Source organism: Citrobacter sp. UYEF32 (genome assembly GCF_040546205.1).
Lineage (GTDB): Bacteria > Pseudomonadota > Gammaproteobacteria > Enterobacterales > Enterobacteriaceae > Phytobacter > Phytobacter diazotrophicus.
Genome location: NZ_JBEPNI010000015.1, coordinates 1 through 22546, shown reverse-complemented (window position 1 = coordinate 22546; position 22546 = coordinate 1). Strand labels below are relative to the sequence as shown.

Sequence of the window (22546 nt, the reverse complement as noted above, 5' to 3'; positions counted from 1 at the left end):
CAACTTCTGTTTTAGCGAGGTGTAAAAATGTTTATTTATAAAAAAGAGACGGTGCTGGAAGATCTGGGTAATGGCGTCAATCGCAGAATCCTGGCCCATGGCGGCACGATGATGGCGGTGGAGGTTAACTTTACCGAGGGGGCTGTAGGGCCGATGCATAGCCATCCGCATGAACAGCTCACTTATGTTTTGTCAGGACGCTTTAGCTTTACGATTGATGGCGTAACGAAAGAGGTTAGTGCCGGCGATACCCTCTACAAAAAGCCAAATGTTGTGCACGGTTGTGTTTGCCTGGAAGCCGGAACGCTGCTGGATACATTCACGCCGCAACGTGAAGACTTTTTGTCTTAAGCGCTTCTGCTCAGAATATAAGCAAAGACCCACTTCGGTGGGTTTTTTCATGTACAAAAACCATTAAAAAAGACCTCGATCGTGTTTCAGGACGCAAGCACAGGCTGCGGATGCTAGAAAAGCCGGGTGTTAACTCATCAGGAAAATCATTATGTATCGTCGTCTTACTTTGCTACTGCTTACTCTTCTTATCAGCTATTCCGCGTATGCGAATGTCGGTTTCAGACAACTGCAGATAAATGAAAACAGCAACCGTCCTCTTGATATCGCCCTGTGGTACCCAACGACAGACGCCGGGAAAATCGAACGCATAGGAGAGAATGCCGTGTTTCACGGTACTCCTGCACTTCGCAATGCGAAACCAACAGCACGGCAGCACCCCCTTTTGTTGCTTTCGCACGGTTACGGTGGCAACTGGCGCAATTTAAACTGGCTGGCTCAGGGAATGGCCTCTCAGGGTTATATTGTGGCGGCAGTTGACCATCCTGGCACCACCACTCGCAATAAAGAAGAAGTGGCAGCGCAGCAGTTGTGGGAACGTCCACGGGATTTGATTGCGATGCTGGACTACCTGTCTGATACACCTGCCATTGCCGGTGCTGTTGACCCCGAACGCATTGCGGCGGTAGGTCACTCTCTGGGAGGCTGGACAGTCATGGAGCTGGCGGGCGCGCAGTTTTCTGCGCCTCGCTTTTTGAAAGATTGTGAAACTCATCCGGCGCTGGGAGCCTGTAAACTCAAACACGTTCTGGGTATTGATAAGCCTGAATCACTGGCACCGTTGGCGGCAAGCCAACGTGACGTACGCATCAAAGCCGTTATTTCTCTGGATTTGGGACTGGCAAGGGGCTTTACCCCTGAGAGCCTTGCACAGGTTTCCGTGCCAGTGCTGGTTATGGGCGCGCAGGCCGACAGCGATGATGTTCCTGCACGTCTGGAATCAGGCTACCTCTTTACTGCACTTGCGCAGGGGGATCGCCATCTGGTCAGCGTGACGGGAGCGACGCACTTTAGTTTTATGCAAGAATGTAAGCCAGGCGCCGTGGCAATGATTGAAGCCGCAGAACCCGGTGAGGGTATTGTTTGCCGGGATGGCGGACAGCTAAGCCGGCAGGCTATCCACCAGCAATTGTTTACGCAGATAAGTCAGTTTTTAAATCAGTCCCTGAACGACTCGCCTCAGCACGGCGAAAATCGCCAGGACTCATCCCGCTGACGCGCATAAATTCACGGTTAAAATTGGATTTTGTGGAGAAACCTGCCTCCAGCATGATCTGCGTGACAGGAGCATCTGACTGCACTAACAAGCGCTGTGCATACTGAATGCGAAAGCCATTAATCCACTGGGAGACATTACAGCCCCGAGTGCGGTTGATGGCACGGGATATTTGTCGTGCAGGTGTCCCGGTTTTTCGTGCCAGCCCCTGTAATGAAAGATCCGGGTCAAGGAAAAGCTCGCGTGCCGTAAGCGCGTTTTCCAGATGCAGGCAGAGAGCATTGTCTTCTGGATCCACCACCTCTGGCCCGGTAACCTCCGCTGTCACGCAGAGGGGAGGTGGCGTGACTTTTCGTCCGGTGAACAAAATCGCCAGGCAAATAAATGGCAACAAGATACCTTGTGAAATAGCAACCAGCAGAGGCGCATGCTGCCCATGGTACTGGTTAAAATCATAGGCTATCGCTGCATCCGTCAGGCTCGAAAAACACAGGAAACATCCGGCGGCAAATGCCATCACCGAGGTTGTTGGCGAATCGCTAAGCCGCGTTAAGACAAAGGCATCGGCGCCCAACAGAGCAGTTCTGAGCAGCGCAATGCCGTACCCCAGATAAAGCAGCACCAGCACGGCATCCGTTGCCTCAGGCCAGGCAAGATTCGCCAGCAGGGCGAGGGTGGGCGGTATGATGGATGTTGAAATATGCCAGACGCGTTTTCGCCCGGTGAGATCGGTAAAGCAACGCCACACCAACGGCGGGAAAAGTATCGCCAGCAATGACTGAGCCTGGCGAAACACCATGGCGTCAAACGCCCAACGCAGGGCCGACATAATAACCAGTAGTGTGCAACCTGCGATGAAGTACATTACCCCTCGCGATTTCTCACCCGGTTGCAGGCAAACTTTGGCCAGTAAGATAAGCAGGAGAAAAAGAGTAAAGACGGGAAAAGGGAGCGAAGGCATCCTGGATCCTGATGTCGTTCAGCAGAAGAATGCTCATGTTGTGCCATAAATGACAGAAAAAAACACGCCACCAGATAGCGCGTTGACAGGGGCTAAACAGCAAAATGCCCGACTCATCGGGCATCATGCATAACTGAGCAAGAGTTAATTATTGATTAACGGGCGGCAGGCGGCGGTACAGTTCAATCATGTCTCCCGCCAAATCCTGGATGACCATTGCATTCATCAAGTGATCCTGAGAATGCACGGTAATCAGGTTAACCGGCAATTTCCCGGCACCTTCATCAAGGCCAATAAGTTGTGTCTGGATTTTATGCGCGTGTTTGACGAATTCGCGGGACTCTTCCATCGCCTGTTCCGCACCGGCGAAATCGCCTTTACGCGCCAGTTGCAATGCCGTCAGCGCCTGGCTGCGCGCTGCACCTGCATTCACCAGCAGCTCCATAATGATGGTTTCTAAATCTTCCACGCGCTTACTCCATCAGCTTGAGGGCTTTTTCCAGAACGACATCGCCTTTCATCATGCCGTAATCCATCATGTCGATAACCGCGACTTTTTTGCCCAGCGGTTCGGCCTGCGCCTGCAACTTGGCCTGTTCATACTTCACCTGCGGCCCGAGCAGGACAATATCTGCGGTAGCGATGTTGTCTTTAAACTCAGCGACGGGAACGGCCTTAATGGAAACTTCTACCCCTTTTTTCTGCGCTGCGTCTTTCATGCGTTGAACCAGCATGCTGGTGGACATCCCCGCAGCACAGCATAAAACGATGTTTTTCATAGTCAGCCTCGATGTGGATGGGATAACTGATAATTATCCCGTGCTGGCCCCTTCAACAACCGCCTTTCCATGAATGTGTGTATAGCATCACAAACATTCACTGCGCTGTCTGAAACCGGTTACAAGGAGGTTGACGAATCGGCGGGAAGCGACTTATTACGCAATACGATTTGGTTTTTGCCTTGCTGTTTCGCCTGGTAGAGCGCCTCATCAACGCTATTCACCAGTTGCTCCAGCGGCTCCATTTGCCACTCACCCAGTCCGGCGCTGAATGTCACGGTCATTCCCTCTTCACGCCACTCACGGCTTGCCACGTTAATACGCCACTGCTCCAGTATCTGATGCGCGTTGGCGATGTGCTCTTCGGGGAAAATAACCGCAAACTCTTCGCCGCCGTAACGGTAGAGCGAGATATGTTGTGACTGCAGCACTTGCAACCCTTCCCGGGCAACATTACGCAGCACAATGTCGCCGCTCAGGTGTCCCCACGTATCGTTTATCGATTTGAAGTTATCAATATCGACCATCGCCAGCGCGAAGGGTTGGTGATCGTTCATCAGGGCGGCGATGTCGCTATCGAATGCCCGGCGATTCTTGCAGTTTGTCAGGGCATCCATCGTGGCCTGCCTGACCCAGACCTGCTCCCGTTCTTTGCTACTGACTATCGCTTTGCTCAGCATCGCCTCCAGCTTCGGTGTCTGCTGCACATCCCCGGTTTTAATCGCATTAATAATATTGAGCAGGACTGTGCGGGAAGCGTAGCGCAGATACAGACCGAACAGGATAATCGTCATGGCCGCAACGCCAAACCCCCAACCGACCACCAGCGTTTCATCACGCAGGAGATTTTCCAGCGTATCGCCCGGTACGATATAGATGGCAAACCAGTCCGGATTGGTTAGCGAGCTGTAATAAAGCCAGGTGTTACGTCGTTCGTCATGAAACATGCCCTCGCCGCTGTTCATCTCTTTCATTCGCGACTGCTGGGAAAACGCCTCAAAAAGGACGCCCGTATCCGGGTGCAGCATGACATGACCGCTACGGTCCACCACAAAAAACTCCCCTTGCATGGGGGATTGCATGGTTCGTAATCCATGGCTGATAGAGGCCAGATCCAGGTGAAAAGCCAGCGTGCCTTTGAGATTGCCCTCCGGGGAGACGACGGGCTTATATACCGTCACTGTCGGATGATGGGTAAAGTAATCTTCGTAAATATCCGTGTATTTGCTGTACGACGTCGCCTCGGCCTGACGAACGATCCAGGGGCGGGTTTTGGCGTCATAACGCTGACCCTCTTCGCTATCAAACACCACCGGGGCGCGCAGGTAACGGCCCTGTGGATCGGCCAGTGAAATAGAGGAGACAGAGGGCATTAGCCGCAGTAACTGCATCAGGGATTGTAATCCCTCAGGCGAGGTGAAATTTACCGCGCTATCGAGGCGGTTATAACGGGAAAAGTAGGCTGCGGCCTGGTTGAGAATATAGTCATTCTCCTGAAAAACGGCTTCGGCATAGTTGACCGCAATGTTATGCGTAAATGTCTGATTAACCTTGTGATAGTTATCAGTAATGTCTTTCCTTTGGCTTAAAATGACCAGCGTGGCAATGACGGCCAGGCAAAGAAAGATGCCGGTAAAACTCACCAGAATGGGGGTAGTGAACGAAAGTTTTCGGCTATACATGTTCGTTATCTTCGAGAGCGTTAGACAGTGACCTGGAAAGTATAGGTAAGCGTGGCGCGGTAAATAAAAAAGACGTTCAGTGCTGTTAATCTATTCAATCGGTTAATGTTACACCATGAGGTATAAATGAAGTGAAGTTTGCGCCGGGAAACGCGGGGGTGACTGATTTATATCAAGCGACGGGAAAGCGAGGTTAACCAAAGAGAGCCGGGGCGTAATCGACAACGCCCCGATGAGTGTGATGCGCAGTGTCCCGAAAGATATCAGCGCGTAACGGCAACGTTGCCATTTTCTTGCGGCGTTCTTCCCAGCCAACTGTCCCAGTCTTTCCACACGGGCTGTAAACCACGCGCTGCCAGCGCGCTGGCCACCTCTTCTGGTCGCCGGTCATCATGCGGTGAAAACTGTTCCAGTTCCGGATGATTATCGGCATAACCGCCGGGCTGCGTTTTGGAAAACGCGCTGACGTTATTAATGGCCAGCGGCACCACATGATCACGAAACCAGGGTGATTCACGTGTTGAGAGTGACAGTTCGATTTCCGGCGAAAAGAGGCGGAAAGCGCAAATGGTCTGCACCAGTTGACGTTCGTCCATAAGAGAAGCCGGCTCGATCCCGCCAGCGCAGGGGCGTAAGCGGGGGAAGGAAACAGAAAAACGGCTTTGCCAGTAGTGCTGCTGTAACCACAACAAATGCTCGGCCATCATGTAGCAGTCCACCCGCCAGCTATCGGAAAGGCCAATCAGCGCGCCAAGACCGATTTTATCGATACCCGCCTGGCCGAGCCTGTCCGGCGTCTCCAGTCGCCAGAAAAAATCCTGTTTCTTGCCGCGCAGATGATGCCGGGCATACTGTGCTTCATGCCAGGTTTCCTGATACACCATGACGCCATCCAGCCCCAGCGTTTTCAGTTCGGCGTATTCCTCCATGGAGAGTGGCTGTACTTCCATTTGCAAAGAGGCGAACTGGCGACGAATGGTTGGCAGGTGACGGCGGAAATAGTCCATTCCCACTTTTCCCTGATGCTCGCCGGTGACCAGCAGCAAATGTTCAAAGCCCATTTCGCGGATGGCTGCACATTCGCGTGCGATCTCTGATTCATCAAGCGTCTTGCGCTTGATGTGATTACTCATCGAAAAACCGCAGTAGGTACAGTCGTTGGCGCATAAATTAGAAAGGTACAACGGGACGTAAAAGCTCACCGTGTTGCCAAAGCGCTGGCGCGTGAGGCGCTGCGCTTTTTGTGCCAGAGGTTCCAGATATGCGCTGGCAGCAGGAGAGAGCAGGGCCATGAGGTCATCGCGGGTCAGGCGCGTGGCATTCAGGGCTCGCTCCACATCGGCTGCCGTCTTACTGTTAATGCGTAGCCGAAGATCATCCCAGTTCAGCGTGCGCCAGTAATCGGTAAATGTCTTCATGCGCTGGCCTCCAGAAAACCGGTCAGCGGGCTGGTGGCCACGGCATGGGAGTGGCGCGCGCCGGGGACCGCCTGGCGTGCCAGCATGCCGGCCTCAACTGCCAGACGGAACGCATGCGCCATTGTTACCGGATCGTCGGCCACGGCAATCGCCGTATTCACCAGTACGGCATCAGCACCCATTTCCAGTGCCTGTGTCGCATGGCTGGGTACGCCGATACCGGCATCAACCACCACCGGCACGGTTGCCTGCTCGATGATGATCTCCAGCATCGCCCGCGTTTCCAGTCCCTGGTTGGAGCCAATGGGAGCACCCAGCGGCATGACGGCGGCACAACCGACCTCTTCAAGACGCTTGCATAACACCGGGTCTGCGCCACAGTAAGGCAGCACGACAAACCCCTGTTTCACCAGTGCTTCCGCCGCCTTTAGCGTCTCGATAGGATCCGGTAAAAGCCAGCGTGCATCGGGGTGGATCTCCAGTTTCAGCCAGTGGGTACCCAGCGCTTCACGCGCCAGTTGGGCGGCAAAAATAGCTTCTTGCGCCGTTTTCGCCCCTGATGTGTTAGGCAGTAGCGTGACGCCTGCTGCCAGCAGTGGCGCGAGGATGGCATCGTTATGTTGACGCAAATCGACACGCTTCATCGCCAGTGTGACAAGCTGGCTGCCGGACGCGCGGATGGCATCGACCATCAGCGCTGCGTTGGCAAATTTCCCGGTACCGGTAAACAGGTGTGAATCAAATTGTTTATCTGCAATGCGTAACATCTCAGCCCCCTGCGATAACCTGAAAAAGCAGGATCTGGTCGCCGTCCTGCACGATATGCGCTTCCCACCGCTCGCGCGGAAGAATTTGCTGATTAAGCGCCAGCGCGGCGCCGGGTTTTAGCTGATCGAGTTGCTGCAACAGGGCCGAGACGGTCAGCGCGTCGTCGAGCTGCATGGGCGTGTCATTGAACTGAATGTGCATGCAGCCCTCCGCAAACCGGGCAGCCGCTGGCCCGGCGTAACGCCAGACTGCGCCAGTTGTTGGCGCGGGCATCAAACAGACGTAACTCGCTGGTGTTGGTACTCATACCGCTCAGAAGCTTGATCGCTTCGAGTGCCTGAAGGGTGCCCATCACGCCAACCACTGGGCCAATCACACCGGCGGTACGGCAGTTGCGTTCGGGCTCCTGTTCATCTGGCCACAAACAGCGATAGCAACCATGGGTCCACGGCGGTGTGAGCACCATCAACTGCCCCCCGAAACCCACGGCGCTGGCGGTAATCAACGGTGTACCGGTGCTGACGCAGGCGGCATTAATCGCCTGACGAGTCGCCATATTATCGGTGCAATCGAGTACCAGATCGGCATTGTCCACCGCGTGGCGCAACGCCTCGCCGGAAAGGCGCTGCTCAAGGGCGATCAGCGAAATTTCCGGGTTCAGCCGCCCCAGGCGCTGTTTGGTGACCTGCGATTTCGACCGGGCGATGTCGTCAGTGGTAAACACGATTTGCCGCTGCAGGTTACTCAGATGCACATCGTCGTCGTCGGCCAGCACCAGCGTACCCACGCCAGCGCCCGCCAGGTAGAGCGCGGCGGGGGAGCCTAACCCGCCCAACCCGATAATCAGCACCCGGCTGGCGAGCAGCTTTTGTTGCCCGTCGATGGCAATATCTTCCAGCAACATCTGGCGGCTATAGCGCATAAAGTCACGATCATTCATCGCCAACCCCCGCCAGAGCCAGTAATTGCGCCGTTGCCTCACGCCAGTCAGCCGCCTGGGTAATCGCGCTGACGACCGCTATGCTGCCAACGCCAGTTCCCAGCACTTCGGGCGCACGGGCAAGGCTTATCCCGCCGATGGCGACGGTCGGATAATCGGCAAGCCTTTCGATATGCCGCGCCAGTTGCTCCAGCCCCTGCGGCGCGGAGGGCATCTGTTTCGTCTGCGTCGGGAAGACATGTCCCAGGGCGATATAGGACGGGCGTGCGGCGAGCGCCACGTCAATTTCCATATCGTCGTGAGTCGATACGCCGAGGCGTAATTCCGCAGCCTGGATCGCCTTCAAATCGGTGGTTTCCAGGTCTTCCTGACCCAGATGTACACCGTAAGCGTTATGTTTTATCGCCAGCCGCCAGTAGTCGTTGATAAACAAGCGGGCATCGTAACGACGCCCCAGTGCAATGGCCGCTACAACGTCGGCTTCAACCTCTTCATCGCGTTTATCTTTGATACGCAACTGGATGGTGCGCACGCCGGCGTCGAGCAGGCGTTCAATCCACGCCACGCTGTCCACCACCGGGTAAAGGCCTAAGCGAAGGGGCACTCTCGGGAAATCGGGTTGATACATCAGGCCTCCTCCTTTTTGAGATAGATCTCACCGCCTTTGGCGCGGAAGTTTTCTGACATATCCGCCATCCCCACTTCGATGGTCTGGGCTGCGGCATAATCGCGCACTTCCTGGCTGATTTTCATTGAGCAGAATTTCGGCCCGCACATGGAGCAGAAGTGAGCGACTTTGCCCGACTCCTGCGGCAGGGTTTCATCGTGATACGCACGGGCGGTGAACGGGTCGAGCGCCAGGTTGAACTGGTCTTCCCAGCGGAATTCGAAACGTGCTTTGGACATGGCGTTATCGCGGATCTGCGCGCCGGGATGGCCTTTGGCGAGATCCGCGGCATGCGCGGCGATCTTGTAGGTAATCAGCCCTTGCTTCACATCCTCTTTGTTTGGCAAACCGAGGTGCTCTTTTGGCGTGACATAGCAGAGCATGGCGCAGCCAAACCAGCCGATCATCGCCGCGCCAATCCCGGAGGTAAAGTGGTCGTAACCCGGCGCGATATCGGTCGTCAACGGCCCCAGCGTGTAGAACGGCGCCTCATGGCAGTGCTCCAGCTCTTCGGTCATATTGCGGCGGATCATCTGCATCGGTACGTGGCCAGGGCCTTCAATCATCACCTGCACATCGTATTCCCAGGCAATTTTGGTCAGCTCGCCCAGCGTGTGCAGCTCGGCGAATTGCGCTTCGTCGTTGGCGTCCTGAATGGAGCCGGGTCGCAGGCCGTCGCCCAGCGACAGTGAGACATCATAGGCGGCGCAGATTTCGCAGATTTCGCGGAAGTGCTCGTAGAGGAAATTCTCTTTGTGATGGGATAAGCACCATTTCGCCATAATCGAACCGCCGCGTGACACGATGCCGGTCAGGCGTTTGGCGGTCATCGGCACGTAGCGCAGCAACACGCCCGCGTGGATGGTGAAGTAGTCCACGCCTTGCTCAGCCTGCTCCAGCAGGGTGTCGCGGAACGCTTCCCATGTCAGGTTTTCGGCGATGCCGTTCACCTTCTCCAGCGCCTGGTAGATCGGTACAGTACCAATTGGCACCGGGCTGTTACGCAGGATCCACTCGCGGGTTTCATGAATATAGCGGCCCGTCGACAGATCCATCACCGTATCGGCACCCCAGCGGGTTGACCAGACCAGTTTTTCTACCTCTTCCTCAATGGAGGAGGTGACCGCGGAGTTGCCGATGTTGGCATTAACCTTCACCAGGAAATTGCGGCCGATGATCATCGGTTCCGACTCCGGGTGGTTGATGTTGGCGGGGATGATGGCGCGTCCGGCAGCCACTTCGTCGCGCACAAATTCCGGGGTGATATTTTCTGGCAGGTTAGCGCCAAAGCCGTGGCCAGGATGCTGCTGGCGCAACACCTCACCGCGGATACGCTCGCGGCCCATATTTTCACGGATGGCGATAAACTCCATCTCCGGGGTCACCATCCCCTGACGCGCATAATGCAACTGGGTGACACGCTGGCCCGCTTTGGCCCGTTTCGGTGTCAGTAAGCCGCTAAAACGCAGGTCGTTCAGGCCGTCATCCGCAAGCCGCTCTTTGGTGTATACCGAACTGCGATCGCGCAGTTTTTCGGTATCGTCGCGGGCATCGATCCACGGCTGACGCAGTTTCGCCAGCCCCTGCTGTACATCGATAGCCACATTCGGGTCGCCATAGGGACCGGACGTGTCATAGACCGGAATCGCCTCGTTTTCTTCGTATTGAGGGTTATCTTTCGAGCCGCCGATAAGCGTCGGGCTAAGCTGAATTTCGCGCATCGGAACACGAATATCAGGCTGTGAGCCGGTGATGTAGATACGTTTTGAGTTCGGGAAAGCGGTGCCTTCCAGCGTGTCGATAAAATGCTGCGCCTGGGCGCGTTGTTCACGGCGTGTAAGTTGATTTGCAGACATAGCTCATTCCAAATGTTAAGGATATGGCTTGTCAGACGACGGATGGAGTAATAACAACAGATCACCGCAAGGGTGATTGATGTGAATGGATTACTCTTGTTCCCTTCGCAGGTTCTAACCTGATCAGGTTCCGCGGATCCCGAATTAACGGTCTCAGCCTTTTCCACTTCATCCTTCGCGCCGCCTCTTAGAGCATCGCGAATGCTTTTGTGGAAATATAGGCACTCCGACAAGAAAAACCCCGTCCGAAGACGGGGACTGTTTTTTAAACTACGCGTTAATCAGAAAGAACTCAAGCAGGACGCGCCATTCCACTTTCGTCGTTGGCGCCGTCTTTAAGATTGTTGTCGTATGCCAGTATGATCAACTTGTCTTCAAGCGAAAAGCGGGCTGCAAGCGCTTCGCCGATATCAGACAGCGCCTGCTGAAATTCAGCGTAATTGTCATCATCGATAGCATTTTCCAGGCTGGAGTCGTAGTACTCCATAATTTCCAGGGTATTGGCTTCGAGGAGAGGGTAAATCTGCGTGGAGGCTAAAAGTGGGCTGGTCCCTTCCATTTCACCGATAATCCGTTCATAAATATTAAAATGACCGGCGGAAAGGTATTCAACCAGGTTATGACAGAATTCGTCCAGCGCTTTTTCATTCAGCTGCATGTACGAGCCTTTTCCAGGTGTTATGCCAACCAGGTTGTAGTAATGAACCAGTAGCTGTTTTCGGTTATACAGCCAGTTGTCGACCAGTTCGTTACTTCCTCCAATTCGTTCCGCCAGGGTTGCTAACTGGTTTAGCATAATTGACTCCGCAATATTAAGATTAAAAAACGCTCAAATGTAATAATAATGTTAACAACATGCCAGTAAAGCTAAGGTAGTGCAAACAAATGCATCGTATTATCGAGTCATCAGATCATGGCTGGTGGATCGTAAGCCATGAACAAAAATTATGGTTGCCCGGGGGAGAATTACCACTCGGTAATGCAGGAAATTTCGATCTTGTGGGGCAAAGCGCACTCCAGATAGGCGAATGGGAAGGCGAACCTGTGTGGATGATCCGCCAGAATCGTCGGCAGGAGATGGGAACTGTCCGCCAGGTGATTGAACAGGATGCTGGATTGTTTCAACTGGCCGGGCGCGGTGTTCAACTGGCTGAGTTTTACCGCTCACATAAGTTTTGTGGGTATTGCGGACATACTATGCACCCCAGCAAGACAGAGTGGGCCATGTTATGTGACCACTGCCGCGAACGTTATTACCCGCAGATTGCGCCCTGCATTATCGTTGCCATTCGCCGCGATGATAAAATCCTGTTGGCTCAGCACACCCGTCATCGCAATGGTATTTACACCGTTCTGGCCGGTTTCGTCGAAGTGGGCGAAACGCTGGAACAGGCCGTCGCACGTGAAGTGATGGAAGAGAGCGGCATCAAAGTGAAAAACCTGCGTTACATCACCTCGCAGCCCTGGCCTTTCCCGCAATCACTAATGACGGCTTTTATGGCGGAATATGACAGCGGGGAGATTGTTATCGATCCTAAAGAGCTGCTCGATGCGGGCTGGTACCGCTACGACGACCTGCCGCTGCTGCCTCCGCCTGGTACTGTTGCCCGTCGTTTGATTGAAGATACGGTGGCGCAGTGCCGGGCAGAATACGAGTAAAGAACGAGTAGTGTTACACTGGCGGGCTGACGCAATAAGGAACTGTAAACATGACCGAATTAAAAAACGATCGCTACCTTCGCGCACTTCTGCGCCAGCCCGTGGATGTGACGCCAGTATGGATGATGCGTCAGGCTGGTCGCTATCTCCCGGAGTACAAAGCGACGCGCGCGCAGGCGGGTGATTTTATGTCGCTGTGCAAAAATGCCGAACTGGCGTGCGAAGTCACCCTTCAGCCTTTGCGTCGCTACAAACTGGATGCGGCCATTCTTTTTTCCGACATCCTGACCATCCCGGACGCGATGGGATTAGGGCTCTATTTCGAGGCGGGCGAAGGCCCACGTTTTACCTCTCCCATTACCTGTCGTGCGGATGTTGAAAAACTGCCCGTGCCGGACCCGGAGCAGGAACTGGGTTACGTCATGAACGCCGTGCGTACCATTCGCCGTGAACTGAAAGGTGAAGTGCCGCTGATTGGCTTCTCTGGCAGCCCGTGGACGCTGGCGACCTATATGGTGGAAGGCGGCAGCAGTAAAGCCTTTACCGTCATTAAAAAGATGATGTACGCCGAACCGCAAACCCTGCATTTGTTGCTTGATAAGCTGGCCAGCAGCGTCACCCTGTACCTCAACGCGCAGATCAAAGCCGGTGCCCAATCGGTGATGATTTTCGACACCTGGGGCGGTGTGCTGACCGGGCGCGATTACAAGCAGTTCTCGCTCTATTACATGCATAAAATCGTCGACGGCCTGCTGCGTGAAAACGAGGGCAAACGCGTACCGGTGACGCTGTTTACCAAAGGTGGTGGGCAGTGGCTGGAAGCGATGGCGGAGACGGGCTGTGACGCTCTGGGTCTCGACTGGACGACAGATATCAGCGATGCACGCCGCCGTGTCGGCCACAAAGTGGCACTGCAGGGCAACATGGATCCTTCGATGCTTTATGCCGCACCTGCCCGCATCGAAGACGAAGTGGCGTCTATACTTGCTGGTTTCGGTCAGGGTGAAGGGCATGTGTTCAACCTCGGTCACGGCATCCATCAGGATGTGCCGCCAGAACATGCTGGCGTATTTGTGGAGGCGGTGCACAGACTCTCAGCCCAGTATCACAAGTAAGGAGTCGTTATGGATCTCGCGTCGCTACGCGCTCAACAAATTGAACTGGCCTCTTCTGTTTCCCGTGAGGATCGTCTGGAAAAAGATCCTCCCGCTCTGATCGGCGGTGCGGATGTAGGGTTTGAGCAAGGCGGCGAAGTGACGCGTGCCGCGATGGTGTTGTTGACCTGGCCTGAACTGGAACTGGTTGAGTATAAAGTGGCGCGTATTGCGACCACGATGCCTTATATCCCCGGCTTTCTCTCTTTTCGTGAATATCCCGCGCTGCTTGCGGCGTGGGAGCAACTCTCACAAAAACCGGATCTGCTATTTGTCGATGGCCATGGAATATCGCATCCCCGTCGTCTGGGGGTTGCCAGCCACTTTGGTCTGCTGGTGGATGTGCCAACCATTGGCGTGGCGAAAAAACGGCTGTGCGGTAAGTTTGAGCCACTCTCTGACGAACCGGGCGCCCTGGCGCCGCTGATGGACAAAGGCGAGCAACTGGCATGGGTCTGGCGCAGTAAAGCGCGCTGTAACCCTCTTTTCGTGGCGACAGGGCATCGGGTGAGCACGGATACCGCGCTGGCCTGGGTGCAGCGTTGCATGAAAGGCTATCGGCTGCCTGAACCGACCCGTTGGGCCGACGCTGTCGCATCGGGCCGCCCTGCATTCGCGCGTTGGCAGGAAATTCAGCGTTGATTCAGGTACACTGCCGCTAATTTCTGCATCAGAGAACCTATCATGTTACAAAACCCGATTCACCTGCGTCTGGAGAAGCTGGCAACGTGGCAGCACGTCACGTTTATGGCCTCTCTTTGCGAGCGCATGTATCCCAATTACGCCATGTTCTGCCAGGAAACGGAGTTTGGCGACCCGCAGCTTTATCGCCGCATTCTCGATTTGGTGTGGGAAACGCTGACGGTAAAAGATGCAAAGGTGAATTTCGATAACCAGCTTGAGAAACTGGAAGAGGCAATTCCTTCGGCTGACGACTACGATATGTACGGTGTCTACCCGGCGATTGATGCTTGTGTGGCGCTAAGCGATCTTATTCATGCTCTCCTGAGCGGTGAATCGACAGAGTACGCGATTGAGGTTAGCAAGACGTCTATTACCACCGTTGCGATGCTGGAAATGACTCACGCAGGTCGCGAAATGACCGACGAAGAGCTCAAAGAAAACCCAGCGGTGGAGCAGGAATGGGACATTCAGTGGGAGATTTTCCGCCTTTTGGCTGCTTGTGAAGAACGCGATATTGAACTGATCAAAGGCCTGCGCGCAGACCTGCGTGAGGCCGGGGACAGTAATATCGGTATAAATTTGCAGCAATGAGACAACAAAACGTGATTTAACGCCTGTTTTGTCGTCCTGGGAGGCTTCCCTTCGCACCCCCGTCTGGTCTACATTTGGGGGGCGAAAAAAAGTGGCTATCGGTGCGTGTATGCAGGAGAGTGCTTTTCTGGCATTTCCGTCGCACTCGATGCTTAGCAAGCGATAAACACATTGAAAGGATAACTTATGAACAAGACTCAACTGATTGATGTAATTGCAGACAAGGCTGATCTGTCTAAAGCGCAAGCGAAAGCTGCTCTGGAATCCACCCTGGCTGCGATTACTGAGTCTCTGAAAGAAGGCGATGCTGTACAACTGGTTGGTTTCGGTACCTTCAAAGTGAACCACCGCGCTGAGCGTACTGGCCGCAACCCGCAGACCGGTAAAGAAATCAAAATCGCCGCAGCTAACGTACCGGCGTTTGTTTCTGGTAAAGCACTGAAAGACTCTGTTAAGTAAGACAGGCGTGGCAGTGAACAGTTTTATCGAAGGGGCTTTGCGGCCCCTTTTGTCTTTCTGGCGCCGGTCACGGGTGCTGGCGGGCGTGCTGTTATTAACTGCCTGTAGCCACAACTCCTCACTCCCCCCCTTCACCGCCAGCGGCTATGCCGGGGACCAGGGAGCAGAGCGCCTTTGGCGCAAAGATTCAGACAGCGAGACCCATCTTCTCGCCGCTTTTAGCCCGTGGCACAACGGGAATACCTCTTTAAGTGAATACCGCTGGCAGGGCGATGAGCTTCGGCTGATTGAACTCAATATCTACGGTAAAACACCGGAACACATCCGTGTGCGCTTTGATGACCACGGCGAGCTGAGTTTCATGCAGCGTGAAGTCAATGGTCAGAAAGAGCAGCTTTCCAGCGATCAGGTCGCGCTCTACCGTTATCGTGCGAACCAGCTCCGGCAGACCAGCGACGCATTGCGTCTGGGGCGTGTAGTGCTGCGCCAGGGCCGTTGGCATGCCAATGGTTCCGTTACAACATGCGAAGGTCAAACCATCAAACCCGACCTCGATTCTCTGGCTATCAGCCATATAGAGCGTCGGCAGAATCATTCATCGGCGGAAGTGAGCGTAGCGTGGCTGGAAGGTCCCGAAGGATCTCAGTTGCTGCTGGTGGCCAATGAGGATTTTTGTACCTGGCAGCCAACTGAGAAAAGTTTCTAAGTTTTACCCGTGATTCATTCCCATATGGTCGCGGCCCCCGCCACAACTTCCGTGTCCCATGCCTTCACCGCGAGGAATCCCTGCCTGTGCTAAGGCGATATCAAACTTGACTCGCTGTTGGTCCAGTTTTTGGCTTAGCGTCTCTATCTGCTGAGCTGTGGATTCTATTTTTACGCTGTCCGGCTTATCTGCGGTTAATAACGCATTGTATTCATAACGTTTTGAGGTGAGTTGCTGACGTAACGCACGGGTTTGCTCATAAAAATCGTTATGCAGCTTCCGGGCAGTAGCCTGTTGTTCGGTGGTCAGTTGGCTATAGCCCTGCGGGTCCATCCCGTTGCCGTTGTTCCAGTGGTGCCTTGCCCATGCTGAGCTGCTACCTAAAGTCAGCGCGGCGAGGGTAATGAGTGTCAGCGTCAGTTTTTGGTTCCGTTTCATGGTTCATTCTCCTGGTTGTCGTTATTTAGTGATTTGCATCTTCCATGCCAGGATGAGAGACCAGCAGAATATAGGGGTATTGTCGTGCTACAGGCCGGTGGGGCGAGTAAAAATGACTCACGATGTGGGCGAGGCGGGTCATTTTTACTCGTTTTCCTTAAGGGTTTATGGCAGGAGGCAGGTTTGCCGTGGCAGAAAAATGGCATGATTTCTGCTGCGTGAACGGGAGCAGCAAATAAAGGGAGTAGTAATGAACATGATGCGGTTGTCGAAGGATTCCGTCGCCGTGGGCCTGAGCTGGCTATTGACCGGCTTTATTCTGCTACTGGTGTGCCTGTTCTCCGCGCTTATCGTGCGTGATTATGGCCGGGAAAATGAGGCCGCGCGGCAGACTATCCAGGAGAAAGGCAGCGTGTTGATTCGTGCCCTGGAGTCCGGAACCCGCGTGGGCTTGGGTATGCGTATGCATCATACGCAACTCCAGGCACTGCTGGAGGAGATGGCCTGGCAGCCTGGCGTGCTGTGGTTTGCGGTGACGGATGAGAACGGCAAAATTCTTGCCCATAGTGATCCGAACCAGGTTGGCGGGACACTGTACTCCGCCGATACGATGCATGAACTGAAGATTGACCAGGAGGAACGCTGGCGGCGGCTCGAACAGCCGGAACCGGCTCTGGAGATTTATCGTCAATTTCGCCCGCTAAACAGCGGTGGTGGGCATCATATGCGTATGGTGCCCCGCGAATCTGCCGTACAGCGTGCCGGGCTACCGCAGGTGATTTTCATTGCCTTTGATACGCGCGAACTGGACACGGCTAATGCCCGTGGCCTGCGCAATATGGTCATTATGCTTTGCGCGGCAGGGGTGGTAATGATTGCAACGGTGTTGAGCCAGTTCTGGTTTCGCCGCTATCAGCATTCGCGTAAACAATTGCAGGAGGCGATGGCGCGTAAAGAAAAGCTGGTGGCGCTTGGGCATCTGGCCGCAGGGGTCGCGCATGAGATCCGCAACCCGCTGTCTTCCATCAAGGGGCTGGCAAAGTATTTTGCCGAACGCACTCCGCCTGATGGAGAAGCGCATCAACTGGCCCAGGTGATGGCGAAGGAGGCCGATCGTCTGAACCGGGTCGTTAGCGAGCTGCTGGAACTGGTGCGTCCGGCCCATTTAACCTACCAGTCCGTTGATCTGAATGAAGTGATTAGACATTCGCTTCGGTTGGTTAGCCAGGATGCCGCCAGTCGGGCGATTATGCTCAATTTCACCCCGCAGCCAGAGCTATGCCGCATCCAGGCCGATCCGGATCGTTTGAAGCAGGTGCTGCTGAACCTCTACCTTAATGCTATCCACGCCATTGATCACGATGGCGTAATTACGGTCGCAGCGAACGAAAGTGGCGACGGGCGAGTTAAGGTAAGCGTTGCGGACAGTGGTAAGGGGATGACGGCGGAACAGTTACAGGCCATCTTCACGCCGTATTACACCACCAGAGCCGACGGCACCGGGCTTGGCCTGGCCGTCGTGCAGAATATTATTGAGCAGCACGGCGGAATAATTCATGCCGGGAGTGCTCCCGGCAAGGGCGCGGTATTTACTCTCTTTTTGCCGGTCAACGGGCAACAGAAGGATGAACAAGGATGAGTGGCGGGCAGGTCGATATTCTGGTGGTGGACGATGACATCAGCCACTGCACTATTTTACAGGCGCTGTTGCGGGGCTGGGGATACCGGGTTGCGCTGGCTCATAACGGCGTACAGGCGCTGGAACAGGTACGTCAGCAGGTGTTTGATCTGGTGCTTTGCGATATTCGCATGGCGGAGATGGACGGTATCGAAACGCTGAAAGAGATCAAAACCTTGAATCCGTCGATTCCCGTTCTGATCATGACCGCGTACTCCAGCGTCGATACCGCAGTGGAGGCGCTGAAATCCGGTGCGCTGGACTATCTCATCAAGCCGCTGGACTTTGACAAGTTGCAGCAGACGCTGTCCGGGGCGTTGGCGCACACGCGGCTGAGCGAGTCCCCCGTAGCAGGCACCCCCGCTGCTCAGTTTGGCATGGTGGGGGATAGCCCGGCGATGCGGGCGCTGCTGAATAATATCGCCCTGGTGGCCCCCTCCGATGCGACGGTATTGATTCACGGCGAGTCGGGAACCGGGAAAGAGCTGGTCGCACGTGCGCTGCACGCCAGCAGTGGTCGCAGCCACGGGCCGTTGGTTACCCTCAACTGTGCGGCGCTCAACGAGTCGTTGCTGGAGTCGGAGCTGTTTGGCCATGAGAAAGGCGCGTTCACCGGCGCGGACAAACGTCGGGACGGGCGCTTTGTTGAAGCAGACGGCGGCACGCTCTTCCTCGATGAGATCGGCGATATCTCCCCGTTAATGCAGGTGCGTCTGTTGCGGGCGATTCAGGAGCGCGAAGTGCAGCGCGTGGGCAGCAACCAGACTCTTTCGGTTGACGTACGGCTGATTGCCGCCACCCACCGGGATTTAGCCGGGGAGGTTAGCGCCGGGCGTTTTCGTCAGGATCTCTACTACCGCCTGAACGTCGTGACTATCGACATGCCGCCGCTGCGTCAACGCAGGGAAGATATCCCTCCGCTGGCGCGTTATTTCCTGCAACGTTACGCCGAGCGTAACCGTAAAGCGGTACAGGGATTTACGCCGCAGGCGATGGACTTGCTGATTCACTACACATGGCCGGGCAATATTCGTGAGCTGGAGAATGCGATTGAACGGGCGGTGGTCTTGCTGACCGGAGAGTTTATTTCTGAGCGCGAGCTGCCGTTGGCGATTGTCGGTACGCCGATTGCGAACGCGCCACACGGCGATGATGTTATTCAGCCGCTGGTCGATGTAGAGAAAGAAGCGATCCTGGCTGCGCTCGAAAAAACGGGCGGCAACAAAACAGAAGCCGCCCGTCAGTTGGGCATTACGCGCAAAACGCTGCTGGCAAAGCTCAGCCGTTAGCTATTTTGCTCGCGGGCAATTGCGCGATAACCGATATCTTTACGGCTAAAGCTACCTTCCCACTGGATATTTTCCATTAAGGCGTATGCACGCTTCTGTGCTTCGGCAACGGTGTTGCCCAGCGCAGTCGCGCACAGCACGCGACCGCCGTTGGTAAGAACGCGGTCATCGTCGGAAAGCTTTGTGCCGGCGTGGAAGACTTTGCCATCCGCCACTTCTTCCAGCGGCAGTCCGTGGATCTCGTCACCGGTGTTGTAATTACCCGGATAACCACCCGCAGCAACAACGACACCAAGAGACGCGCGCTCATCCCAATCGGAGGTTTTCTCATCCAGCTTGCCATCGCAGGCTGCGAGACACAGATCCACCAGATCGGATTTCATGCGCAGCATGATCGGCTGGGTTTCCGGATCGCCGAAGCGGCAGTTGAACTCGATAACCTTCGGGTTGCCCTGTTTGTCGATCATCAGACCGGCATACAGGAAGCCGGTATAGGTGTTCCCTTCGGCGGCCATACCTTTAACGGTCGGCCAAATGATACGCTCCATAGTGCGCTGGTGGACTTCATCCGTCACCACCGGAGCGGGGGAGTAAGCGCCCATACCGCCCGTATTCGGACCGGTATCGCCATCACCGACGCGTTTATGATCCTGGCTGGTCGCCATAGGCAGCACATGCTCACCGTCAACCATCACGATAAAGCTGGCTTCTTCACCGTCGAGGAACTCTTCGATAACGATACGGTGGCCTGCGTCGCCAAAGGCGTTGCCAGCCAGCATGTCGTTGACGGCCGCTTCGGCTTCCTCGAGCGTCATTGCCACGATCACGCCTTTACCGGCAGCAAGACCGTCTGCTTTGATAACGATCGGAGCGCCTTTTTCGCGCAGCCAGGCCAGCGCAGGTTCCACTTCTGTGAAGTTCTGGTATTCCGCTGTCGGAATGTTATGACGCGCGAGGAAATCTTTGGTGAAGGCTTTAGAGCCTTCCAGTTGAGCAGCGCCTTCGGTTGGGCCGAAGATTTTCAGGCCTGCGGCACGGAACGCATCCACAACGCCAATCACCAACGGCGCTTCCGGGCCAACGATGGTCAGATCAATCTTCTCGCTTTGAGCAAAGCTCAGCAGCGCCGGAATATCGGTTACGCCAATGGCGACGTTTTGCAGCGTGGGTTCCAGCGCTGTGCCTGCGTTGCCCGGTGCGACGAAAACGGTGTCGACCAGCGGTGACTGTGCCGCTTTCCATGCCAGCGCGTGCTCGCGCCCGCCGTTACCAATCACTAATACTTTCATTGTCTGCTCCGAAAATTAATGGCGGAAGTGACGCATGTCGGTGAAGATCATCGCAATACCGTGTTCGTCGGCGGCGGCAATCACTTCGTCATCACGGATAGAACCGCCAGGCTGAATCACACAGCTCACGCCAACGGCGGCAGCGGCATCAATACCATCACGGAACGGGAAGAACGCATCAGAGGCCATCGCGGAACCTTTCACTTCCAGACCTTCATCGCCTGCTTTGATCCCGGCGATTTTCGCGGAGTAGACGCGGCTCATCTGACCTGCACCTATGCCAATGGTCATGTTCTCTTTGGCATACACGATAGCGTTGGATTTCACGAACTTCGCCACTTTCCAGCAGAACAGCGCATCACGCAGTTCCTGTTCGGTCGGCTGGCGTTTGGAAACAACACGCAGTTCGCCTTCGGTCACCATACCCAGATCGCGGTCCTGAACCAGCAGGCCGCCGTTAACGCGTTTGAAATCAAGACCCGGGACGCGTGCGGTCCACTCACCACAGGTCAGTACGCGGACGTTCTGTTTCGCGGCAGTGATCTTCAGGGCTTCTTCAGTCGCAGACGGTGCAATGATCACTTCTACAAACTGGCGGGAGATAATAGCCTGCGCGGTCTGCGCATCCAGTTCGCGGTTAAAGGCGATGATACCGCCGAACGCGGAGGTCGGGTCGGTTTTGTACGCGCGATCGTAAGCATCCAGAATAGAGGAACTGACCGCTACGCCGCATGGGTTAGCATGTTTAACGATAACGCAGGCCGGCTCGCTGAACTCTTTCACACATTCCAGGGCAGCATCGGTATCGGCGATATTGTTATAGGAAAGCGCTTTGCCCTGAACTTGCTGCGCGGTCGCAACAGAGGCTTCTTTGATCTCTTCTTCTATATAGAAGGCTGCCTGCTGGTGGCTGTTTTCGCCGTAGCGCATATCCTGCTTCTTAATGAAGTTCAGGTTCAGGGTGCGCGGGAAGCGGCCGGCGGCTTCTTTTGTCTCGCCGTGATAGGCCGGCACCATGCTGCCAAAATAGTTGGCGATCATGCTGTCGTAGGCGGCGGTGTGTTCAAAGGCTTTAATCGCGAGGTCGAAGCGGGTGTCGAGGGTCAGGGAGCCTTCGTTGGCATCCATCTCTTCAATAATAGCGTTGTAGTCGCTGCTCTTTACAACGATGGCGACATCTTTATGGTTCTTCGCCGCCGAGCGCACCATAGTCGGGCCGCCGATATCGATATTCTCTACTGCATCTTCCAGAGAACAGCCTTCGCGGGCAACGGTCTGGGCAAACGGATAAAGGTTAACAACGACCATATCAATAGGAGAGATGCTGTGCTCAGCCATGATGGCATCATCCTGGCCGCGGCGGCCAAGGATCCCACCATGCACTTTCGGATGCAGGGTCTTAACGCGTCCATCCATCATTTCCGGGAAACCGGTGTAATCGGAAACTTCGGTCACCGGCAGGCCTTTATCAGCTAACAGACGGGCAGTGCCCCCTGTAGATAGCAGTTCCACACCGCGTGCAGAAAGTGCCTGGGCGAATTCGACGATACCGGCTTTGTCAGAAACACTGAGCAGCGCGCGGCGGATTGGACGACGTTGTTGCATGGTAAATCCCCTGGATTTGACGATTACAGAGAGCGTTAGCTGAATTTTCATCAAAAAACTCAGCTAACGCCCCTTACGGGGCATCCTTGTTTTAGCGGGGGCATTTTAACGAAAACGTTTGCGCAACGCTCGCGAATTTTCACTTTTTCGCAGCATTGTGGATAAGTCTGTGTGCAAAAGGGTATAAGGCGGGCTTTTGCTGTGGAATGCAGCAGTCAGTCATTTTTCTGCAATTTTTCTATTGCGGCCTGCGGAGAACTCCCTATAATGCGCCTCCATCGACACGGCGGATGTGAATCACTTCACACAAACAGCCGGGTCGGTTGAAGAGAAAAATCCTGAAATAACGGGTTGAC

24 protein-coding genes and 1 riboswitch are annotated in these 22546 nt (G+C 55.0%); of the genes, 10 read left to right on the top strand and 14 right to left on the bottom strand.

From position 1 onward, the window contains the following. The first annotated feature begins 27 nt into the window (after positions 1–27). Entirely contained in the window at positions 28–351 is a 324-nt protein-coding gene (locus tag ABIB59_RS25915) for a cupin domain-containing protein (protein ID WP_039076858.1), read from the top strand. Between the two features lie 151 nt (positions 352–502). Then, positions 503–1567, top strand: a complete 1065-nt coding sequence (locus tag ABIB59_RS25910) for an alpha/beta hydrolase family protein (RefSeq protein ID WP_108702210.1) — start codon at positions 503–505, stop codon at positions 1565–1567. On the opposite strand, the gene ABIB59_RS25905 is transcribed toward ABIB59_RS25910, so the two are convergent. The 11 genes from ABIB59_RS25905 to ABIB59_RS25855 all read right to left on the bottom strand — a co-directional run bounded on the left by ABIB59_RS25905 (position 1485) and on the right by ABIB59_RS25855 (position 11434). Continuing rightward, positions 1485–2528 (bottom strand): helix-turn-helix domain-containing protein, encoded by a 1044-nt coding sequence (locus ABIB59_RS25905; protein WP_079498753.1) that lies wholly within the window; start codon positions 2526–2528, stop codon positions 1485–1487. The genes ABIB59_RS25910 and ABIB59_RS25905 overlap by 83 nt on opposite strands. A 148-nt stretch (positions 2529–2676) precedes the next feature. Beyond that, positions 2677–2997: a PTS lactose/cellobiose transporter subunit IIA gene (locus ABIB59_RS25900; protein WP_039076855.1), complete on the bottom strand. Its 321-nt coding sequence runs from the start codon at positions 2995–2997 to the stop codon at positions 2677–2679. A 4-nt stretch (positions 2998–3001) separates the two neighbouring features. Next, complete coding sequence (locus tag ABIB59_RS25895) at positions 3002–3307, bottom strand: PTS sugar transporter subunit IIB (protein ID WP_039076854.1); 306 nt, start codon at positions 3305–3307, stop codon at positions 3002–3004. 119 nt (positions 3308–3426) lie between these two features. Continuing rightward, complete coding sequence (locus ABIB59_RS25890; RefSeq protein WP_354037542.1) at positions 3427–4989, bottom strand: sensor domain-containing diguanylate cyclase; 1563 nt, start codon at positions 4987–4989, stop codon at positions 3427–3429. A 263-nt stretch (positions 4990–5252) separates the two neighbouring features. Continuing rightward, entirely contained in the window at positions 5253–6407 is a 1155-nt protein-coding gene (gene thiH, locus ABIB59_RS25885) for a 2-iminoacetate synthase ThiH (RefSeq protein ID WP_071193731.1), read from the bottom strand. Beyond that, positions 6404–7174: a thiazole synthase gene (gene thiG / locus ABIB59_RS25880; protein ID WP_039076851.1), complete on the bottom strand. Its 771-nt coding sequence runs from the start codon at positions 7172–7174 to the stop codon at positions 6404–6406. Before thiG ends, thiH begins: the two co-directional genes overlap by 4 nt. A gap of 1 nt (position 7175) precedes the next feature. Beyond that, a complete protein-coding gene (gene thiS, locus ABIB59_RS25875; RefSeq protein WP_039076850.1) occupies positions 7176–7376 on the bottom strand; it encodes a sulfur carrier protein ThiS in 201 nt (66 codons plus the stop codon). After that, a complete protein-coding gene (gene thiF, locus ABIB59_RS25870; protein WP_317078677.1) occupies positions 7357–8115 on the bottom strand; it encodes a thiazole biosynthesis adenylyltransferase ThiF in 759 nt (252 codons plus the stop codon). Before thiF ends, thiS begins: the two co-directional genes overlap by 20 nt. Beyond that, complete coding sequence (thiE, locus tag ABIB59_RS25865; RefSeq protein ID WP_039076848.1) at positions 8108–8743, bottom strand: thiamine phosphate synthase; 636 nt, start codon at positions 8741–8743, stop codon at positions 8108–8110. Before thiE ends, thiF begins: the two co-directional genes overlap by 8 nt. Then, on the bottom strand, positions 8743–10638 hold the full coding sequence (gene thiC / locus ABIB59_RS25860; RefSeq protein WP_354037538.1) for a phosphomethylpyrimidine synthase ThiC: 1896 nt from the start codon (positions 10636–10638) through the stop codon (positions 8743–8745). The genes thiE and thiC overlap by 1 nt, the downstream gene beginning before the upstream one ends. Before the next feature lie 83 nt (positions 10639–10721). Beyond that, positions 10722–10877: riboswitch (TPP riboswitch) on the bottom strand. Positions 10878–10930: 53 nt separating this feature from the next. Next, positions 10931–11434 carry an Rsd/AlgQ family anti-sigma factor gene (locus ABIB59_RS25855; protein ID WP_039076846.1) on the bottom strand — a complete coding sequence of 168 codons (504 nt, stop codon included), beginning with the start codon at positions 11432–11434 and terminating at the stop codon, positions 10931–10933. 89 nt (positions 11435–11523) lie between these two features. Between ABIB59_RS25855 and nudC the strand changes: the two genes are divergently transcribed. From nudC to ABIB59_RS25825, 6 genes are all read left to right on the top strand, one after another. Continuing rightward, complete coding sequence (nudC, locus tag ABIB59_RS25850) at positions 11524–12297, top strand: NAD(+) diphosphatase (protein ID WP_039076845.1); 774 nt, start codon at positions 11524–11526, stop codon at positions 12295–12297. 50 nt (positions 12298–12347) lie between these two features. Then, entirely contained in the window at positions 12348–13412 is a 1065-nt protein-coding gene (hemE, locus tag ABIB59_RS25845; RefSeq protein WP_071193734.1) for a uroporphyrinogen decarboxylase, read from the top strand. A gap of 9 nt (positions 13413–13421) precedes the next feature. Then, positions 13422–14093: a deoxyribonuclease V gene (gene nfi / locus ABIB59_RS25840; protein WP_039076843.1), complete on the top strand. Its 672-nt coding sequence runs from the start codon at positions 13422–13424 to the stop codon at positions 14091–14093. 42 nt (positions 14094–14135) lie between these two features. Beyond that, positions 14136–14726, top strand: coding sequence for a YjaG family protein (locus tag ABIB59_RS25835; protein ID WP_071193735.1), 591 nt, complete (start codon positions 14136–14138; stop codon positions 14724–14726). Positions 14727–14912: 186 nt separating this feature from the next. Further along, entirely contained in the window at positions 14913–15185 is a 273-nt protein-coding gene (gene hupA, locus ABIB59_RS25830) for a nucleoid-associated protein HU-alpha (protein WP_035890328.1), read from the top strand. A gap of 13 nt (positions 15186–15198) precedes the next feature. Continuing rightward, positions 15199–15891: a DUF1481 domain-containing protein gene (locus tag ABIB59_RS25825; RefSeq protein ID WP_039076841.1), complete on the top strand. Its 693-nt coding sequence runs from the start codon at positions 15199–15201 to the stop codon at positions 15889–15891. A 3-nt stretch (positions 15892–15894) separates the two neighbouring features. Here ABIB59_RS25825 and zraP read toward each other — a convergent pair whose 3' ends face one another. Beyond that, positions 15895–16329 (bottom strand): zinc resistance sensor/chaperone ZraP, encoded by a 435-nt coding sequence (zraP, locus tag ABIB59_RS25820; RefSeq protein ID WP_354037535.1) that lies wholly within the window; start codon positions 16327–16329, stop codon positions 15895–15897. 250 nt (positions 16330–16579) lie between these two features. On the opposite strand from zraP, the gene zraS reads away from it, so the two are divergent. Then, positions 16580–17968 (top strand): two-component system sensor histidine kinase ZraS, encoded by a 1389-nt coding sequence (zraS, locus tag ABIB59_RS25815; protein WP_354037533.1) that lies wholly within the window; start codon positions 16580–16582, stop codon positions 17966–17968. Continuing rightward, positions 17965–19296 carry a sigma-54-dependent response regulator transcription factor ZraR gene (zraR, locus tag ABIB59_RS25810; protein WP_071193738.1) on the top strand — a complete coding sequence of 444 codons (1332 nt, stop codon included), beginning with the start codon at positions 17965–17967 and terminating at the stop codon, positions 19294–19296. The genes zraS and zraR overlap by 4 nt, the downstream gene beginning before the upstream one ends. On the opposite strand, the gene purD is transcribed toward zraR, so the two are convergent. Both purD and purH read right to left on the bottom strand, forming a co-directional pair. Next, a complete protein-coding gene (gene purD, locus ABIB59_RS25805) occupies positions 19293–20585 on the bottom strand; it encodes a phosphoribosylamine--glycine ligase (RefSeq protein ID WP_222557106.1) in 1293 nt (430 codons plus the stop codon). The two genes, zraR and purD, sit on opposite strands and share 4 nt — an antisense overlap. A gap of 15 nt (positions 20586–20600) precedes the next feature. Then, a complete protein-coding gene (gene purH, locus ABIB59_RS25800; RefSeq protein WP_071193740.1) occupies positions 20601–22190 on the bottom strand; it encodes a bifunctional phosphoribosylaminoimidazolecarboxamide formyltransferase/IMP cyclohydrolase in 1590 nt (529 codons plus the stop codon). Positions 22191–22546 lie beyond the last annotated feature (356 nt).

What these genes read in the sequence shown, in the direction of transcription:
- thiH (WP_071193731.1), bottom strand. Translation starts at nt 6,407, where the DNA reads ATGAAGACATTTACCGATTACTGGCGCACGCTGAACTGGGATGATCTT.
- thiE (WP_039076848.1), bottom strand. Translation starts at nt 8,743, where the DNA reads ATGTATCAACCCGATTTCCCGAGAGTGCCCCTTCGCTTAGGCCTTTAC.
- hupA (WP_035890328.1), top strand. Translation starts at nt 14,913, where the DNA reads ATGAACAAGACTCAACTGATTGATGTAATTGCAGACAAGGCTGATCTG.
- ABIB59_RS25905 (WP_079498753.1), bottom strand. Translation starts at nt 2,528, where the DNA reads ATGCCTTCGCTCCCTTTTCCCGTCTTTACTCTTTTTCTCCTGCTTATC.
- ABIB59_RS25915 (WP_039076858.1), top strand. Translation starts at nt 28, where the DNA reads ATGTTTATTTATAAAAAAGAGACGGTGCTGGAAGATCTGGGTAATGGC.
- ABIB59_RS25835 (WP_071193735.1), top strand. Translation starts at nt 14,136, where the DNA reads ATGTTACAAAACCCGATTCACCTGCGTCTGGAGAAGCTGGCAACGTGG.
- nudC (WP_039076845.1), top strand. Translation starts at nt 11,524, where the DNA reads ATGCATCGTATTATCGAGTCATCAGATCATGGCTGGTGGATCGTAAGC.
- ABIB59_RS25895 (WP_039076854.1), bottom strand. Translation starts at nt 3,307, where the DNA reads ATGAAAAACATCGTTTTATGCTGTGCTGCGGGGATGTCCACCAGCATG.
- zraR (WP_071193738.1), top strand. Translation starts at nt 17,965, where the DNA reads ATGAGTGGCGGGCAGGTCGATATTCTGGTGGTGGACGATGACATCAGC.
- purH (WP_071193740.1), bottom strand. Translation starts at nt 22,190, where the DNA reads ATGCAACAACGTCGTCCAATCCGCCGCGCGCTGCTCAGTGTTTCTGAC.
- purD (WP_222557106.1), bottom strand. Translation starts at nt 20,585, where the DNA reads ATGAAAGTATTAGTGATTGGTAACGGCGGGCGCGAGCACGCGCTGGCA.
- ABIB59_RS25890 (WP_354037542.1), bottom strand. Translation starts at nt 4,989, where the DNA reads ATGTATAGCCGAAAACTTTCGTTCACTACCCCCATTCTGGTGAGTTTT.
- thiF (WP_317078677.1), bottom strand. Translation starts at nt 8,115, where the DNA reads ATGAATGATCGTGACTTTATGCGCTATAGCCGCCAGATGTTGCTGGAA.
- zraP (WP_354037535.1), bottom strand. Translation starts at nt 16,329, where the DNA reads ATGAAACGGAACCAAAAACTGACGCTGACACTCATTACCCTCGCCGCG.
- ABIB59_RS25855 (WP_039076846.1), bottom strand. Translation starts at nt 11,434, where the DNA reads ATGCTAAACCAGTTAGCAACCCTGGCGGAACGAATTGGAGGAAGTAAC.
- thiS (WP_039076850.1), bottom strand. Translation starts at nt 7,376, where the DNA reads ATGCACATTCAGTTCAATGACACGCCCATGCAGCTCGACGACGCGCTG.
- ABIB59_RS25910 (WP_108702210.1), top strand. Translation starts at nt 503, where the DNA reads ATGTATCGTCGTCTTACTTTGCTACTGCTTACTCTTCTTATCAGCTAT.
- zraS (WP_354037533.1), top strand. Translation starts at nt 16,580, where the DNA reads ATGAACATGATGCGGTTGTCGAAGGATTCCGTCGCCGTGGGCCTGAGC.
- nfi (WP_039076843.1), top strand. Translation starts at nt 13,422, where the DNA reads ATGGATCTCGCGTCGCTACGCGCTCAACAAATTGAACTGGCCTCTTCT.
- hemE (WP_071193734.1), top strand. Translation starts at nt 12,348, where the DNA reads ATGACCGAATTAAAAAACGATCGCTACCTTCGCGCACTTCTGCGCCAG.
- thiG (WP_039076851.1), bottom strand. Translation starts at nt 7,174, where the DNA reads ATGTTACGCATTGCAGATAAACAATTTGATTCACACCTGTTTACCGGT.
- thiC (WP_354037538.1), bottom strand. Translation starts at nt 10,638, where the DNA reads ATGTCTGCAAATCAACTTACACGCCGTGAACAACGCGCCCAGGCGCAG.